At 69.3% G+C, this 14,582-nt stretch carries 11 protein-coding genes; 3 read left to right on the plus strand and 8 right to left on the minus strand.

The annotated features are described in order from the left end of the window. Window positions 1-105: 105 nt before the first annotated feature. Entirely contained in the window at window positions 106-1,839 is a 1,734-nt protein-coding gene (locus BLV31_RS16130; RefSeq protein ID WP_064062028.1) for a proline--tRNA ligase, read from the minus strand. Between the two features lie 53 nt (window positions 1,840-1,892). On the opposite strand from BLV31_RS16130, the gene yaaA reads away from it, so the two are divergent. Beyond that, the gene (yaaA, locus tag BLV31_RS16135; protein WP_072740500.1) at window positions 1,893-2,636 is read left to right on the plus strand and encodes a peroxide stress protein YaaA; all 744 of its coding nucleotides are present in this window, start codon (window positions 1,893-1,895) and stop codon (window positions 2,634-2,636) included. Here the strand turns inward: yaaA and BLV31_RS16140 are convergent. The 4 genes from BLV31_RS16140 to mqo form a co-directional block, all read right to left on the minus strand. Further along, complete coding sequence (locus tag BLV31_RS16140) at window positions 2,629-3,711, minus strand: FUSC family protein (RefSeq protein WP_072740501.1); 1,083 nt, start codon at window positions 3,709-3,711, stop codon at window positions 2,629-2,631. The genes yaaA and BLV31_RS16140 overlap by 8 nt on opposite strands. Before the next feature lie 92 nt (window positions 3,712-3,803). Further along, the gene (locus BLV31_RS16145; protein ID WP_248846254.1) at window positions 3,804-5,225 is read right to left on the minus strand and encodes an MFS transporter; all 1,422 of its coding nucleotides are present in this window, start codon (window positions 5,223-5,225) and stop codon (window positions 3,804-3,806) included. 59 nt (window positions 5,226-5,284) lie between these two features. Next, window positions 5,285-6,547 carry a uroporphyrinogen-III C-methyltransferase gene (gene cobA / locus BLV31_RS16150; RefSeq protein ID WP_006554239.1) on the minus strand — a complete coding sequence of 421 codons (1,263 nt, stop codon included), beginning with the start codon at window positions 6,545-6,547 and terminating at the stop codon, window positions 5,285-5,287. A 96-nt stretch (window positions 6,548-6,643) separates the two neighbouring features. Continuing rightward, on the minus strand, window positions 6,644-8,170 hold the full coding sequence (mqo, locus tag BLV31_RS16155; RefSeq protein WP_024100652.1) for a malate dehydrogenase (quinone): 1,527 nt from the start codon (window positions 8,168-8,170) through the stop codon (window positions 6,644-6,646). Window positions 8,171-8,357: 187 nt separating this feature from the next. Here mqo and BLV31_RS16160 point away from each other — a divergent pair, with 187 nt between their 5' ends. Further along, window positions 8,358-9,428 (plus strand): alpha/beta hydrolase, encoded by a 1,071-nt coding sequence (locus tag BLV31_RS16160; RefSeq protein ID WP_064061050.1) that lies wholly within the window; start codon window positions 8,358-8,360, stop codon window positions 9,426-9,428. After that, the gene (gene mtr, locus BLV31_RS16165) at window positions 9,425-10,798 is read left to right on the plus strand and encodes a mycothione reductase (RefSeq protein ID WP_064061051.1); all 1,374 of its coding nucleotides are present in this window, start codon (window positions 9,425-9,427) and stop codon (window positions 10,796-10,798) included. The genes BLV31_RS16160 and mtr overlap by 4 nt, the downstream gene beginning before the upstream one ends. 75 nt (window positions 10,799-10,873) lie before the next feature. Here the strand turns inward: mtr and BLV31_RS16170 are convergent, their stop codons facing one another. The 3 genes from BLV31_RS16170 to BLV31_RS16185 all read right to left on the minus strand — a co-directional run bounded on the left by BLV31_RS16170 (window position 10,874) and on the right by BLV31_RS16185 (window position 14,494). Beyond that, on the minus strand, window positions 10,874-11,440 hold the full coding sequence (locus BLV31_RS16170; RefSeq protein WP_024100650.1) for an alpha/beta fold hydrolase: 567 nt from the start codon (window positions 11,438-11,440) through the stop codon (window positions 10,874-10,876). A gap of 487 nt (window positions 11,441-11,927) precedes the next feature. After that, window positions 11,928-12,785, minus strand: a complete 858-nt coding sequence (gene map, locus BLV31_RS16180; RefSeq protein WP_006554247.1) for a type I methionyl aminopeptidase — start codon at window positions 12,783-12,785, stop codon at window positions 11,928-11,930. A gap of 65 nt (window positions 12,786-12,850) precedes the next feature. Beyond that, on the minus strand, window positions 12,851-14,494 hold the full coding sequence (locus BLV31_RS16185; protein WP_019289131.1) for an AMP-binding protein: 1,644 nt from the start codon (window positions 14,492-14,494) through the stop codon (window positions 12,851-12,853). Between the last annotated feature and the right edge of the window lie 88 nt (window positions 14,495-14,582).

The raw sequence follows: 14,582 nt of genomic DNA on the forward strand, positions 1-14,582 counted from the left end.
TTCGGCGCGCAGCGCACCACGGCGACTTCTGCCACATACGCCGGTGCCCCCGCGACGGCAGGTCGCAGGGACACCGGGTTCCGCCTGTATCGGCGAATAAGAGCGTCAGCGGTTGACGATGCGCTGGACGACCTCACCGATCGGCAGTTCGTCGGCCTCGCCGGAGAAACGGTCGCGGACCTCGACCTTGCCGTCGGCGAAGCCGCGGCCGACCACGACGACGAGCGGCATGCCGAGCAGCTCCGAGTCCTTGAACTTCACGCCGGGCGACGCCTTGCGGTCGTCGAGGAGCACCTCGAGGCCGGCGTTCGAAAGTTCCTCAGCGAGGTTCTCGGCGCCTTCGCGGGCCTGCTCGTCCTTGTTGGCGATGACCAGGTGCACATCGAACGGTGCGATCTCCGACGGCCAGCGCAGGCCCTTCTCGTCGTGCTGCTGTTCGGCGACCACCGCGACGAGGCGTGACACGCCGACGCCGTAGGAGCCCATCGTGGGGCGGACGGGCTTGCCGTTCTCGCCGAGGACGTCCACCGCGAAAGCATCGGTGTACTTGCGGCCGAGCTGGAAGACGTGGCCGATCTCGATGCCGCGGGCGGAGAGGAGCGGGCCGGCTCCGTCAGGCGACGGATCGCCGTCGCGCACCTCGGCGGCCTCGATCGTGCCGTCCGGGGTGAAGTCGCGACCTGCGACCAGCCCGAAGACGTGCTTGCCCTGCTCGTCGGCGCCGGTGATCCAGCTGGTGCCGTCGACCACGCGGGGGTCGACGAGGTAGCGGACCCCGTTGGCGAGCAGCGCCTTCGGGCCGATGTAGCCCTTGACGAGGAAGGGATTGGCCTCGAAGTCGGCGTCGGTGAGCAACTCGACCTCGGCGGGTTCGAGCGAGGCCTCGAGGCGCTTGTCGTCGACCTCGCGGTCGCCGGGGATGCCGATGCCGAGCAGCTCCCACTCGCCACCGGGCTGCCGGACCTTGACCATGACGTTCTTGAGCGTCTCGGCCGCGGTGACCTCCCGGCCGAGGACCTCCGACGCGGCGGCGACGAGCGAGGCGATCGTCGGGGTGTCGGGGGTATCGCGCACGACCGCCTCGGGCTGTCCGTCGATCGGCAGCGGTTCCGGCGCGAGCGTCTTCACCGCTTCGACGTTCGCCGCGTAACCGGATTCGAGGCACCGCACGTAGGTGTCCTCACCCGCAGGCGAGTCGGCCAGGAACTCCTCGGAGGCGCTGCCACCCATCGCACCGGAGGTGGCCGAGACGATCACGTACTTCACGCCGAGACGCGCGAAGATGCGCTCGTAGGCGTCGCGGTGAGCCTTGTACGAGTCGGCCAGGCCCTCGTCGGTGAGGTCGAAGCTGTAGGAGTCCTTCATGACGAACTCGCGACCGCGGAGGATGCCGGCGCGGGGGCGCTCCTCGTCGCGGTACTTCGTCTGGATCTGGTAGAGCGTGACCGGGAAGTCCTTGTAGGAGTTGTACTCGCCCTTGACGGTGAGCGCGAAGAGCTCCTCGTGGGTGGGTCCGAGGAGGTAGTCGCCGCCCTTGCGGTCCTTCAGCCGGAACAGGCTGTCGCCGTATTCCGTCCACCGGTTGGTGGCCTCGTAGGGTTCGCGCGGCAGCAGCGCGGGCAGAGCGATCTCCTGCGCTCCGATGGAGTTCATCTCCTCGCGCACCACCCGCTCGATCTGCCGCAGCACCCGCAGCCCCAGAGGCAGCCACGAGTACACACCTGGCGCGATTCGTCGCACGTATCCGGCTCGGACCAGCAGCTTGTGGCTCGCGACCTCGGCGTCGGCCGGGTCGTCTCGGAGGGTGCGGAGGAACAGGTGCGACATGCGGGTGATCACGACCGTGCAGCCTACCGTGGCCACCTTCCGCGACGTCGGTACGGTTACCGGTTGTGCTGGTGCTTCTCCCCCCTTCCGAAACCAAGTCCGACGGCGGCGACGGCGGACCGCTCGATCTCGCCGACCTGTCGATGCCGCAGTTGACGGAGACGCGGGAGATGCTCGTGCAGGCCCTCGTCGACCTCTCCGCCGACCCCGAGGAGTCGAGCCGCGCACTCGGGCTGGGTACGAAGGGCGCCGACGAGATCGAACGCAACGCGAAGTTGTGGGTCTCCCCCACCCGCCCGGCGCTGGAGCGGTACACCGGCGTGCTGTACGACGCGCTCGACGCGGGAGCCTTCACGAAGGCGCAGCGCGACAAGGCCTATCGACGCCTGGGCATCGGGTCGGCGCTGTTCGGCGCGGTCCGGGCTGCGGATCCGATCCCCGCCTACCGCCTCTCCGGAGGGTCGAAACTGCCCGGCTTCGGCAACGTGAAGTCCGTGTGGCGGAACGAGCTCACCGACGCGCTGGTGGCCGAAGCCGGCGGCGACCTCGTGGTCGATCTCCGCTCCGGGGTCTACCAGCAGCTCGGTCCCGTGCTGGGTGCGGTGACCGCAACCGTGCTCACCGAGCAGCCCGACGGCACCCGCAAGGTCGTCAGCCACTTCAACAAGCACCACAAGGGCCTGCTGGCCCGCGCGCTGGTCCTCACCCGCGCGGAGCCGAGCGATATCGGAGCGCTCGCCCGCGTCGCGACGAAGGCGGGACTGAGGGTCGAGGTGGAGTCGCCGACCGAGTTGGTCGTGCTCACCTGACCTCGAGTCCCATCGCCGCGACGATCCGGCGAGCCGTGTGCAGGACGGCGCCGAGTCGTGCGGTCAGGACCAGGTCGTCCGATTCGGTGGCGAACCGTTCGAGGTCGGTGAGATTGCTGCGGCACGTCCCGTCGGGGTCGACCTCCCGGCCCGCCCCCACGGCATCGACCATCTCGGCGAGGGCGTCGAGCATCGCTGCGATCCCCGTCCGCAGGCGGCGACGGTCGGCTTCGGCGACGTCGTCGCCGAGTACGGGGTCCAGAGCGTGCGCGAGTTCCTCGACAGCGCTGGACACCGACGAGAGATCGTCGAGGGTCCGGTCCCAGCGACGTGCCCATTCCCCGGCCCGTGCAGCGGCGGGGCGTGGGTTCATCCGGGCACTCTCGTGCGCCCACCGTGATTCCTCGAAGGCGCGCTGCACGAGGCTGTCGATGCCCCGCGCGCGCTGCACCCAGTCCCGCACCCCCGACGATCCCTCACGGCATCCGGACGCCATGTCCCGCAGCAGGTCGCGCAGCTCACCGGTGAGTTCGCGGGCCTCCTTGCCCGCCGAGTACACCGGCGGGAAGACCAGCGCCGTCACGGCCACGCCGATCGCCGCGCCGATCGCCGTCTCCGCGAGTCGTTCACCGAGCAGGATCGGGCTGTCCGAGGCGCCCGTCGCGATCACCAGCAGCGCGGTGATCGCCACCCAGATGCCACTGGCCCCGAACCGTCGCCAGCGACCCGCGAAGTAGCCGATCGCCACGGCGATGCCGATCGCAGCGGTCGTCGACTCCACGAGCCGCGTCACCACGACCGCGACCAGCAGACCCGCAACCACCGCCCCGACCTGCACCACCGCCTGCTGGAGCGAGCGCACGAGTGTCGCCTCGACGAGGAAGACCGCGACGTAGGGCGCGAGGAAGGCCTGCTGGAAGTGGAAGACCTCGGTCACGACGAGCCACGCGACGACCGCGGCGAGCGTGGACCGGAACGCCTGGAGGGCAACGTACCGCTCGTGTCCGGCCTCGCGCACCGCGCGGACCATCCACGATCCGACGAATCTGCCCCGTTCGAGAACACCGACCTGCATGAGTGTCGGGTACCCGGGGGTCGTGCGTGGCAGGCGTGAGCAAACTCATCCGCCGCAGCGGTCGCTCGTCCGCCACGGTGACGGTCCGACGGTCAGGAGGTCTGCGCGGCCTTCTCGGCCTCCTGCGCCTGCGCGACCTCTTCGGGAGTGAAGCGGATGAACAGCGCGGCGACACCGGCGATCACCGCGCAGACCGCGCAGCCGACGAGCGCGAACATGTATCCCTCGCCCTGGGCGACGAGCTGGGCGTCGGTCATGTCGGCGACGGCTCCGGAGACACCACCGAGCGACATCGTCCGCGAGGTGGCCATCGCACCGATCACCCCGAGGCCGACCGGACCTCCGAGAGTCTGGGCGACCTGCGCGATCGCCGAGAGCGGTCCGATCTCGTGCGGTCCCACCCCGGATATCGCGCACAGCGGCAGCGGGACCACGGCCAGGCCGACCCCGAAGCCGACAACGAGCACCAGCACGAACAGGGTCGGGAAGTAGCGGACGCTGCCGTCCATGGTCGAGCCGTAGAGCAGGCTGACAGTCATGATCGCCGAGCCGGTGACCACGAGCCAGCGCGGTTCGATCCGCGCGACCAGCTTCGACGACACCGCGGCGGCACCGCCGAGACCGAAGGCGAACGGCACGAAGGCCAGACCCGCGGCGAGCGGGCTGTAGCCGAGGACGTCCTGCACGAACAGGGCGACGAAGGCCGCGAGGCTGAACATCACGGCGCCCGCGAAGAAGATCGCCACGAAGGTCGCGACGCGGTCCTTGTTGCGGAACAGCACGAACGGCAGCAGCGGGTTCTCCGCCCGCCGCTCGACGAGCAGGAACACTCCGAGCAGCACGAAGCCGGCGACGATCGCGCCGATGACCGAGGGGCTCGACCAACCGATTTCGGGACCCTCCGTGAGACCGAAGACCAGGCCGGTGCATCCGAGTGTCGCGAGGATCGCGCCCGGCACGTCGAGCGCGAGGCGTTCGGAGGCGGTCTCACGCAGCGCGATCGCGGCGAGCACGACGATGAGGACGCCGATAGGGACGTTGATGAGGAAGATCCAGCGCCACGAAAGCTGGGTGAGCGCACCCCCGAGGATCAGTCCGGCGATGGACCCGACACCGGTCATGGCCGCGAAGACCGCGATGGCGCGGTTGCGTGCCGGACCTGCGGCGAAGGTCGTCGCGACGAGCGCGAGGGCGGTCGGGGACGCGACCGCGGCGCCGACGCCCTGCAGGGCGCGGGCGCCGATGAGCATCGCCTCGCCGGTCGCCAGACCGCACAGCAGGGACGCCAGGGTGAACAGGCCGACTCCGCCCATGAACGTGCGTTTACGTCCGTAGCTGTCGCCGAGACGGCCGCCGAGGAGCATCAACCCGCCGAAGGCGAGGGCGTAGGAGGTGAGGACCCAGTTGCGACCCGCATCCGACAGTCCCAGATCACTCTGCAGCGGCGCGAGCGCGAGGTTCGCGACCGTTCCGTCGAGCACGACCATCAACTGGAGGCCGCTGAGGACCAGCATGGCCAGAGCGACCGCGCGGGTGGCCGACGGATGCGAAGTGGCTGACACGTGATCCAACGTTACCCACCGTCCGAGTCGGAGCCGGTCCGCGGATCGAGTCCGAATCCGGCCACCGGCCCGATCACGACGATCGCGGGCGGGCGCACGGCCTCGTCCCGGACACGCTGAGCGACGGTCGACAGATCGGCACGCACCACACGTTGGCTGCTCAGCGTGCCCTCCTGCACGACGACCACGGGGGTGTCGGTGGGACGTCCGCCGGCGATCAGGGCGTCGGCGAACTGCTCGATGCGTTCGACGGCCATGAGCAGGACCAGGGTGCCGCGCAGCTTGGCGAGCGCGTCCCAGTCGGTGAGCGAGTCGGGATGTCCGGGCGCGACGTGGCCGCTGGCCACGACGAATTCGTGGGTGACCCCACGGTGGGTGACGGGGATCCCGGCCGCGGACGGCACGGAGATCGCGCTGGTGATGCCGGGGACGACGGTCACCGGGATGCCGGCCGCGGTGCAGGCCTCGAGCTCCTCGTAACCGCGACCGAAGACGTACGGGTCGCCGCCCTTGAGTCGGACGACGAACTTGCCGGCCTTTGCGCGGTCGATGAGGGTCTCGTTGATGACCTGCTGAGCCATGGCCCGTCCGTACGGGAGCTTCGCCGCGTCGATCACCTCGACGTGCGAGTCGAGTTCCGCGAGCAGTTCCTGCGGGGCGAGATGGTCGGCGACGACCACGTCGGCGCGGGTGAGGAGGCGTCGACCGCGCACGGTGATCAGGTCGGGATCGCCCGGCCCTCCGCCCACGAGGGCGACGCCGACCGGCTTCGGCGCGGTCTCGGCGAACTCGGCGACGGCCGCTCCGGCGAGGGCGTCACGGATCGAGGTGCGCACGGCGGCGGACCGGCGGTGGTCGCCACCGGCGAGGACGCCGACGGTCAGACCCTCGTAGCGGGCCGTGGCGGGGGTGACGGCACTGCCGTGACGGGCGTTGTCCGCGCGGACGCAGAAGATCCTGTTGCGTTCGGCTTCGGCGACGACCGCTGCGTTGGTCTCGGGTTCGTCGGTGCAGGCCATGGCGTACCACGCGCCGTCGAGGTCGCCGTCGCGGTAGTCGCGCAGGTCGAGGGAGATGCGGCCCTTCGTCGCCATGCTCTCGACCACGGGGGTCGCGGCCCGGGCGACCACGTGGACGTCGGCACCGGACGCGACGAGCAGACCGAGACGCCGCTGCGCGACGCTGCCTCCTCCGACGATCACGACGCGGCGTCCACGGAGATCGAGTCCGACCAGGTAACTGGTCTCGTCCTCAGCGGCAGCGGACACGGGCATCTCCCCATCTCTCGTGTCGGGGCGAATCCGATCGGACCCACCTTCGGGACACCTGTGGCCCGGGCATCGCCCCGGGCCACAGGTGCAGTGATCGGATCAGACCGCGGCGGCCTCTGCGGGTGCCTCGGCCACGGTGTCGGAGACGACGTCGAGCTGCAGCGACTTCGTGCTGTGGTCCCATACCTGGCGGAACAGGTCGGGGTTGTCGGACAGCTTCAGACCGAGCGACGGGACCATTTCGCGGAGCTTGGACTGCCAGCCCGCCCACTGCTGCGGGAAGCAGCGCTCGAGGACGTCGAGCATGGCCGGAACGGCCGTCGAGGCACCCGGCGACGCACCGAGCAGACCGGCGATCGAACCGTCACCCGCGTTGACCACGGCGGTACCGAACTCGAGGACACCGCCCGCACCCTTGCGGCGGATGACCTGCACACGCTGGCCGGCGACGATGAGCTCCCAGTCCTCGAGGCGCGCCTCGGGCACGAACTCGGCGAGGGTGCCGATGCGGTCGGCGGGCGACTGCATGAGCTCACCGACGAGGTACTTGACCAGGCCGAGCTCAGTGACGCCGACGCCGAGCATCGACATCAGGTTGCCGGGCTTGACGGACTTGGGCAGGTCCATGATGCCGCCCTGTTTGAGGAACTTGGGCGACCAGCCGGCGTAGGGACCGAAGAGCAGACCCTGCTTGCCGCCGATGACGCGGGTGTCGAGGTGCGGCACCGACATCGGAGGGGCACCGACCGCGGCCTTGCCGTAGACCTTGGCGCTGTGCTGCGCGATGACCTCGGGATTGGTGCAGCGCAGGAAGGCACCGGAGACGGGGAAGCCACCGAAGCCCTTGATCTCCTTGATGCCCGACTTCTGCAGCAGGTGCAGCGCGCCGCCGCCGGCGCCGACGAAGACGAACTTCGCCTGGACCTTGCGCGACTCGCCGGTGCGGCGGTTGCGGACCTTCACGATCCAGCTGCCATCGGACTGCTTGGACACGTCGGTGACGTCGTGGCCGAAGAAGACGGTGCCGCCGGAGGCCGCGACGTGGTTGATGAGCTGCTTGGTGAGGGCACCGAAGTCGATGTCGGTGCCGGTCTGCGTCCAATTCAGGGCAACCGGGTCGGAGAAGTCGCGGCCCTTGCCCATGAGCGGCAGACGCTCGGTGAAGACCTCGGGGCTCTCGGTGTACTCCATGCCCTCGAAGAGGGGATGGCCGGCAAGGGCGTCGTAGCGGGCACGCAGGTACTTCACGTTCTCGGCGCCGTGTACGAAGCTGACGTGCGGAACCGGATTGATGAAGTTCTTGGGGTCGGACAGAATGCCGTTGTCGACGGCGTACGCCCAGAACTGGCGCGAGACCTGGAACTGCTCGTTGACGTTGACGGCCTTCGCGATGTCGACCGAACCGTCCGGCTTCTCAGGAGTGTAGTTGAGCTCACACAGCGCGGAGTGGCCCGTACCGGCGTTGTTCCAGGGGTCGCTGCTCTCGGCGGCCGCGGCGTCGAGGCGCTCGAACGCGGTGATCGACCAGTCGGGCTGCACCTGACGCAACAACGCACCGAGGGTTGCGCTCATGATGCCCGCGCCCACGAGCACTACATCGGTTTTCGCTACTACGTTCTCTGACACTGGGAAATCGACTTCCTTGTCTGGTTCGCACGCGCCGCCGAAGTACGGAGGTACCGTCTCGCGTGGGTGTCCCGTCAACGCGGCGCGCGAATGCGACCGACAGGTTACCCGCGCGTGGTCCGACGTTTCATTTCACCTCATTGTGTACCCATGAGCGGTGGTCGGCGAACACACCTAGGGTGTGATAGTGACTACTTGGCGTCCTGACGTCCTCGGAGACGGCTACGAACAGCTCGAACTGCCGCTGGGCACCGACCCCGACGGCGAAGGCGAGATCTCGGCGACCCTGGTGCGCTACCAGCCTCCGTCTACCGATCTCCCCGACCGGGCGGTGCTCTACGTCCACGGCTTCACCGATTACTTCTTCCAGCAGCACCTCGCCGAGCACTTCGCGGCGCGCGGTTACCGCTTCTTCGCGCTGGACCTTCGCAAGTGCGGTCGTTCGCGGGCACCCGGGCACACCCCTCACTTCGTCACCGATCTCTCCCACTACGACGCCGAACTCGACGAGGCGCTGCGCGTGGTGCGCGAGGAGGTCGGTGGCGGTGTGCTGCTGGCGGCCCACTCGACGGGCGGGCTCGTCCTGCCGTTGTGGCTCGACCGTCTCCGTCGCCGGCCCGGCGGGGTTGCCGCGGCGGGCATCGTGGGTCTCGTCCTGAACAGTCCGTGGTTCGACCTGCAGGGACCGTCCTACCTGCGCAATGTCGGCACGGCGGCCGTCGACATCGTCGGCCGCCTCCGCCCGCGCGCGCTCATACCGCTGCCGAAGACCGAGGCCTACGGCCGCAGCCTGCAGTGCGACGGCTGGCGCTACGACCTCGACTGGAAGCCGTTGACCGGGTTCCCCGTCCGCTTCGGCTGGTTACGTGCCGTGCGGCGGGGCCAGGCCGTCCTGCACCGCGGGCTCGACATCGGGGTGCCGTCGCTGATCCTGCGGTCCGGTGCCTCGCGCTTCGCTCCGCGGTACGACGCGAGCGTCGACACCGTCGACGCGGTCCTCGACGTCCGCCAGATAGCCCGATGGGCGGGATGCCTCGGCAACCGCACGACGATCGTGCCGATCGACGGTGCCCGTCACGACGTGTTCCTGTCCACACCCGGTCCCCTGGCGGAGGCCTTCCGGGAATTGGACTTGTGGCTGGAATGGTTGGACGGAGCGGACGAGGCGGACACCTCCGGTTCCCGAACCGAGGCCGACGACTCCGACGACTCCGCCACCGTTTCCGTACTGCACCGACTCACGGGAGAGCACGCGTGACCCACTACGACCTCGCGATCATCGGCACAGGATCGGGGAATTCGATCCTCGACGAGCGGTACGACGGGAAGCGCGTCGCTCTCCTCGAAGAAGGCACCTTCGGGGGCACCTGCCTCAACGTGGGCTGCATCCCCACGAAGATGTACGTCTACGCCGCGGAGGTCGCCCACACGGTCCGCACCGCGGCGAAGTACGGCGTCGACGCGTCGATCGACGGAGTGCGGTGGAACGACATCGTCGACCGGGTCTTCGGTCGCATCGATCCCATCGCTGCGGGCGGCGAGCGCTACCGCCGCGAGGACTGCGCGAACGTCACCGTCTACGACGGTCACGCGCGGTTCGTCGGCGAGCGCCGCATCGACACCGGAACCGGTGAGGTGATCACCGCGGACCAGGTGGTCGTCGCGGCCGGTTCGCGGCCCGCGATCCCGCAGGAGGTACTCGATTCCGGTGTGAGATATCACACGAGCGACGGCATCATGCGGTTGCCTAAACTGCCCGAGTCCCTCGTAATCCTCGGGACGGGTTTCATCGCGATGGAGTTCGCCCACGTCTTCTCGGCGCTCGGCACGCGGGTGTCGGTGATCGCGCGGACCGACCGTCTACTGCGGCACCTCGACGCCGACGTCTCCGAGCGGTTCACGGCGCTCGCCGCGGCCAAGTGGGACGTCCACCTCGCCAATCCGGCCCGGGCGTTCCGTCCGGTCGGCGACGGCGTGGAGGTCGAACTCGCCGACGGCACCGTCGTGAGCGGCGACGCCCTGCTCGTCGCGACAGGTCGGCAGCCCAACGGTGACCTGCTCGACGCCGCGGCGGCCGGCATCGAACTCGATGCGAAGGGCCGGATCGTGGTCGACGAGTTCCAGCGCACGTCCGCGGCGGGTGTGTTCGCCCTCGGCGACGTGTCGTCGCCCTACCAGCTCAAGCACGTGGCCAACCACGAGGCGCGGGTCGTCCAGCACAACCTGTTGCACGACGCGTGGAGCGGCGACACCACGGGTCTGCAGCAGACGGACCACCGCTACGTCCCCTCCGCGGTGTTCACCGATCCGCAGATCGCGTCGGTCGGTCTCACCGAGGCCGAGGCCCGGGAGGTGGGATTCGACATCTCCGTCAAGATCCAGGATTACGGCAACGTCGCCTACGGCTGGGCCATGGAGGACACCGAAGGTTTCTGCAAGCTGATCGCCGATCGGTCGACGGGTCTGCTGCTCGGCGCCCACATCATCGGGGCCCAGGCGTCGACGGTCATCCAGCCGCTCATCCAGGCCATGTCGTTCGGTCTGCCCGCGCGGGAGATGGCGACCGGGCAGTACTGGATCCACCCCGCGCTGCCCGAACTCGTCGAGAACGCCCTGCTGGGTCTCTGAACTTCGGGGTCTCCGAGCACCTTCACCAGCGCCGTGTGGCCTGCTGCCCTCTCCGGGCCGCAGGCCACACGCGTCTCACCAGCTTCCGGTGCGCAGCGCGATCGCGGACGCGAAGTCGGTGGGCGCCTCGGCGGGCACGTTGGCGACCCCGGCGAGTTCGACCACCCGGAACTCTCCCGTCACGTAGCGCATCGATGCGTCCGCTTCGGGTCGACGCGAGGCATCGCCCACGACGATCGTGGTGGGCACCTCCGCGGGCGGCGCCGACGCGTCGCGCACCGTGCCGTCACGATCCGCGACCGCGGGATGGCCGCGGTCGGCGACCACCAGGCTCGCGAAGCGTCCGAAGCGTCCTGCGGCGACGGCCCAGGCCAGTTCGGCTCCCGCGCCGCTGCCCGCCAGATGAACCCAGGGCAGGGCGAGGGCGTCCAGTAGGGCGAACACGTCGGCGGGCGCGAGTCCGTCGATCTTCTCGACCACGATCGTCCGCAGGTCGGACGTGTGCAGCCGCTCGCACACGACGTCGTACACACCTGCGTCCTCCCCCGCGTCGGGGAAGAGCAGCACCGTGTAACGACTTTCGGGGCCGCCGATCCGAACCTGCACGTCCCCACCGGGCGTGGTCACCGTCCTCGATTCCATGGGCAAACGCTACATGGCCGCAGTCCGTGCTCCGCCTCTTGCCGTATCGACGACGGGCTGGGGAGTGGACATGCGGATGTTCGGGATCCTGCGTTTCGTCACCGACAGTTCCGTGGTGCAGTTCCTGGGATTCTTCGCCACCATGCTCCTGATCGTTGCGCTGTCGATGCTCGTCGGGGCAATCCAGCACCGTTGGCGCGCAACGGGTCTGCTGACGGCCGCCGCGTCCGTCGTCGTGATCGGCGGTCTCGCCGCGACCCTCGTCACGTGGACCCGGTCGTGGTCGTCGCTGTGGTCGTGGATCGTCGACGCGTCGCCGACGACGACCCTGGTGGCGCTCCCCCTGCTGGTGGCCGCGGTGTGCGTGGGCGCGACCTGGCAGGTCGCCCGCAACGCGGCACCCCAGGCCGGCCGCCTTCCGAAACAGGTTCGCCCCCGACCCTTTCCCGGTCGGGGCCGAACTCCGTGCTCGCTCAGCGAGCGGAGGTCACGGCAGGGTGAGGATCTCGGCGCCGGTGTCGGTGACGACGATGGTGTGCTCGAACTGCGCGGTCCACTTGCGGTCCTTGGTGACGACCGTCCAGCCGTCGTCCCAGATCTCGTAGTCGGGCGTACCGAGGTTGATCATCGGTTCGATGGTGAACACCATGCCGGGCTCGATGATCGTGTCGATGTCGGGCCGGTCGTAGTGCAGGATCACCAGGCCGTTGTGGAAGGTCTCGCCGATACCATGGCCGGTGAAGTCGCGGACGACGCCGTAGCCGAAGCGGTTGGCGTAGGACTCGATAACCCGGCCGATGACGTTGAGGGCCCGGCCCGGCTTGACCGCCTTGATGCCGCGCATCGTGGCCTCGCGGGTGCGATCGACGAGCAGGCGGACGTCCTCGGAGACGTCGCCGGCCAGGAAGGTGGCGTTGGTGTCGCCGTGAACGCCGTCGATGTAGGCGGTGACGTCGATGTTGACGATGTCGCCGTCCTCGACGACGGTCGAGTCGGGGATGCCATGGCAGATGACCTCGTTGAGCGAGGTGCAGCACGACTTGGTGAAGCCGCGGTAGCCGAGGGTCGACGGGTAGGCGCCGTGGTCGCACATGTACTCGTGCGCGACGCGGTCGATCTCGTCGGTGGTCACGCCCGGCGCGACAACCTTACCGGCCTCGACGAGGGCCTGTGCGGCGATCTTCGACGCGAGTCGCATCTTCTCGATCGTCTCGGGTGTCTGCACCCACGGCTCGTTGCCTTCCTTCGCCGTGGGCTTCCACACGTACTCCGGCCGTTCGATCGATGCGGGCACCTCCCGGACGGGAGTCGGAGTGCCGGGGACGAGCGGAGCGCGGGTAGCCATGACTTCCAGATTAGCCGCCGCGCCCCGCTCCCCCGTCATCCACCGATCGGGCCGTCGTGCGCCGCTCAGCCCACAGCGCCCGCCTGGCGCAGCTTGAAGCGCTGAACCTTGCCGCTCGGCGTCTTGGGCAGGTGCGGCACGAAGTGCACCGCGCGCGGGTAGGCGTGGGCGGCGTACTTCTGCTTCACGAGCTTCTGCAGCTCCGCCTCGACCGCGTCGTCGCCCTCGACACCCTCCCGCAGCACCACGAACGCCTCGAGGACCTCCCCCCGCAGTTCGTCCGGCAGACCCACCACGGCGGCCTCGATCACGTCGGGGTGCATCACGAGCACCGACTCGACGTCGAACGGGCCGATGCGGTAACCGGCCATGATGATCACGTCGTCGTCACGGGACGAGAAGAAGAAGAAGCCGTTCTCGTCGACCTTGCCGGCGTCGCCGGTCAGGTACCAGCGGCCGTCCTCGCTGAACCGGTCGGCGGTCTTCTCGGGTGCGTCGACGTAGCCGGTGAACCACACGAGCGGGCTCGCGTGCACGTCGATCGCGACGCGTCCGACCTCACCGGGCTCGGCGATCTCGTCGCTGTCCTCGCGCAGCACCGCGCAGCTCCAGCCCGGCAGCGGCTTGCCCATCGAACGCGCCGGGGTGTCCTCGCGCAGCTCGTCCGCCCACGCGTCGACGACGAACATGCCGTGTTCGGTCTGTCCATACTGGTCGCGCACCACGACACCGAGGGTCTCCTTCGACCACTCGAGGACGTCCGGGGTCAGCGGCTCACCGGCCGAGGAGGCACGACGCAGCCGCACCGGCGGGTGCTCGGCGGTGTCGGCCTTGAGGCTGCGGTAGACCGTCGGGGCCGCCGCGAAGTTGGTCACCCCGAAGGTGTCGAGGATCTGCCAGGTGAGCGCGGGCGAGAAACCGGCGTGCAGCAGGAGGCTGCGCCGACCGGCCGCGAGCGGCCCTAGTAGCGCGTAGTAGAGCCCGTACGCCCATCCCGGATCGGCCGCGTTCCAGAAGACGTCGTCCTTGCGCACGTCGAGGCCGAACTCCAGGTAGGCGTGGAAGGACGCCAGCGCCTTCACCGGGACGGGAACACCCTTGGGAGTGCCGGTCGTGCCGGAGGTGAACAGCTGGACCAGGCGCCCCTCGGCGCCGACGGCGACAGCCTCGCCACGCGGGTCGTCGGCCGACTGCGCGGCGACCAGCTCGCCGAAGTCGCGGGCCCCACGCCCGGACGCGTCGGCGTCTCCCTCACCGGCCACGACGACCTGCCACGGCACCTCGGCGGGAAGATCCGATCCGGCGGCGAGCTTGCCGGCCTGATCACGATCGGCCACGACCACCTTGGTGCCGCTCGCGTCGAGCCGGAAGGCGATCGCCGGCGGGGCGAAGGCGGTGAAGAGCGGCACGTGCACGGCGCCGCGACGCCAGATACCGAGAACCGCGACCACCAGGTCTGCCGACTTGCCCATGAGCGTCGCGACGTGGTCGCCGGGTTCGACACCGAGATCCGCCAGCGCCGCGGCGAAGCGGATCGACCGTTCGCGGAGCTCGCCGTAGGTGAGATCGGTGGAGCTCAGGTCCGCGTCGACGACGGTGAACGCCACCGCGTCGGCGGGATGGTCGTCGCACAGCAGTCGGGCTGCGCAGGCGTCTGCCGTGTCGTACCGCTCGAGCAGTGTCCGCACGCGGCTCGCTGTGTCGCCCATTGTGGTCCTTTCGTCCGTACCGGCCAGGGTGTTCCTGATCTGTGGAGCACACCCGTTCGACGTCTATGATTCGAGTCACACCATGTTC

The sequence above is a fragment of the Rhodococcus pyridinivorans genome (genome assembly GCF_900105195.1).
Lineage (GTDB): Bacteria > Actinomycetota > Actinomycetes > Mycobacteriales > Mycobacteriaceae > Rhodococcus > Rhodococcus pyridinivorans.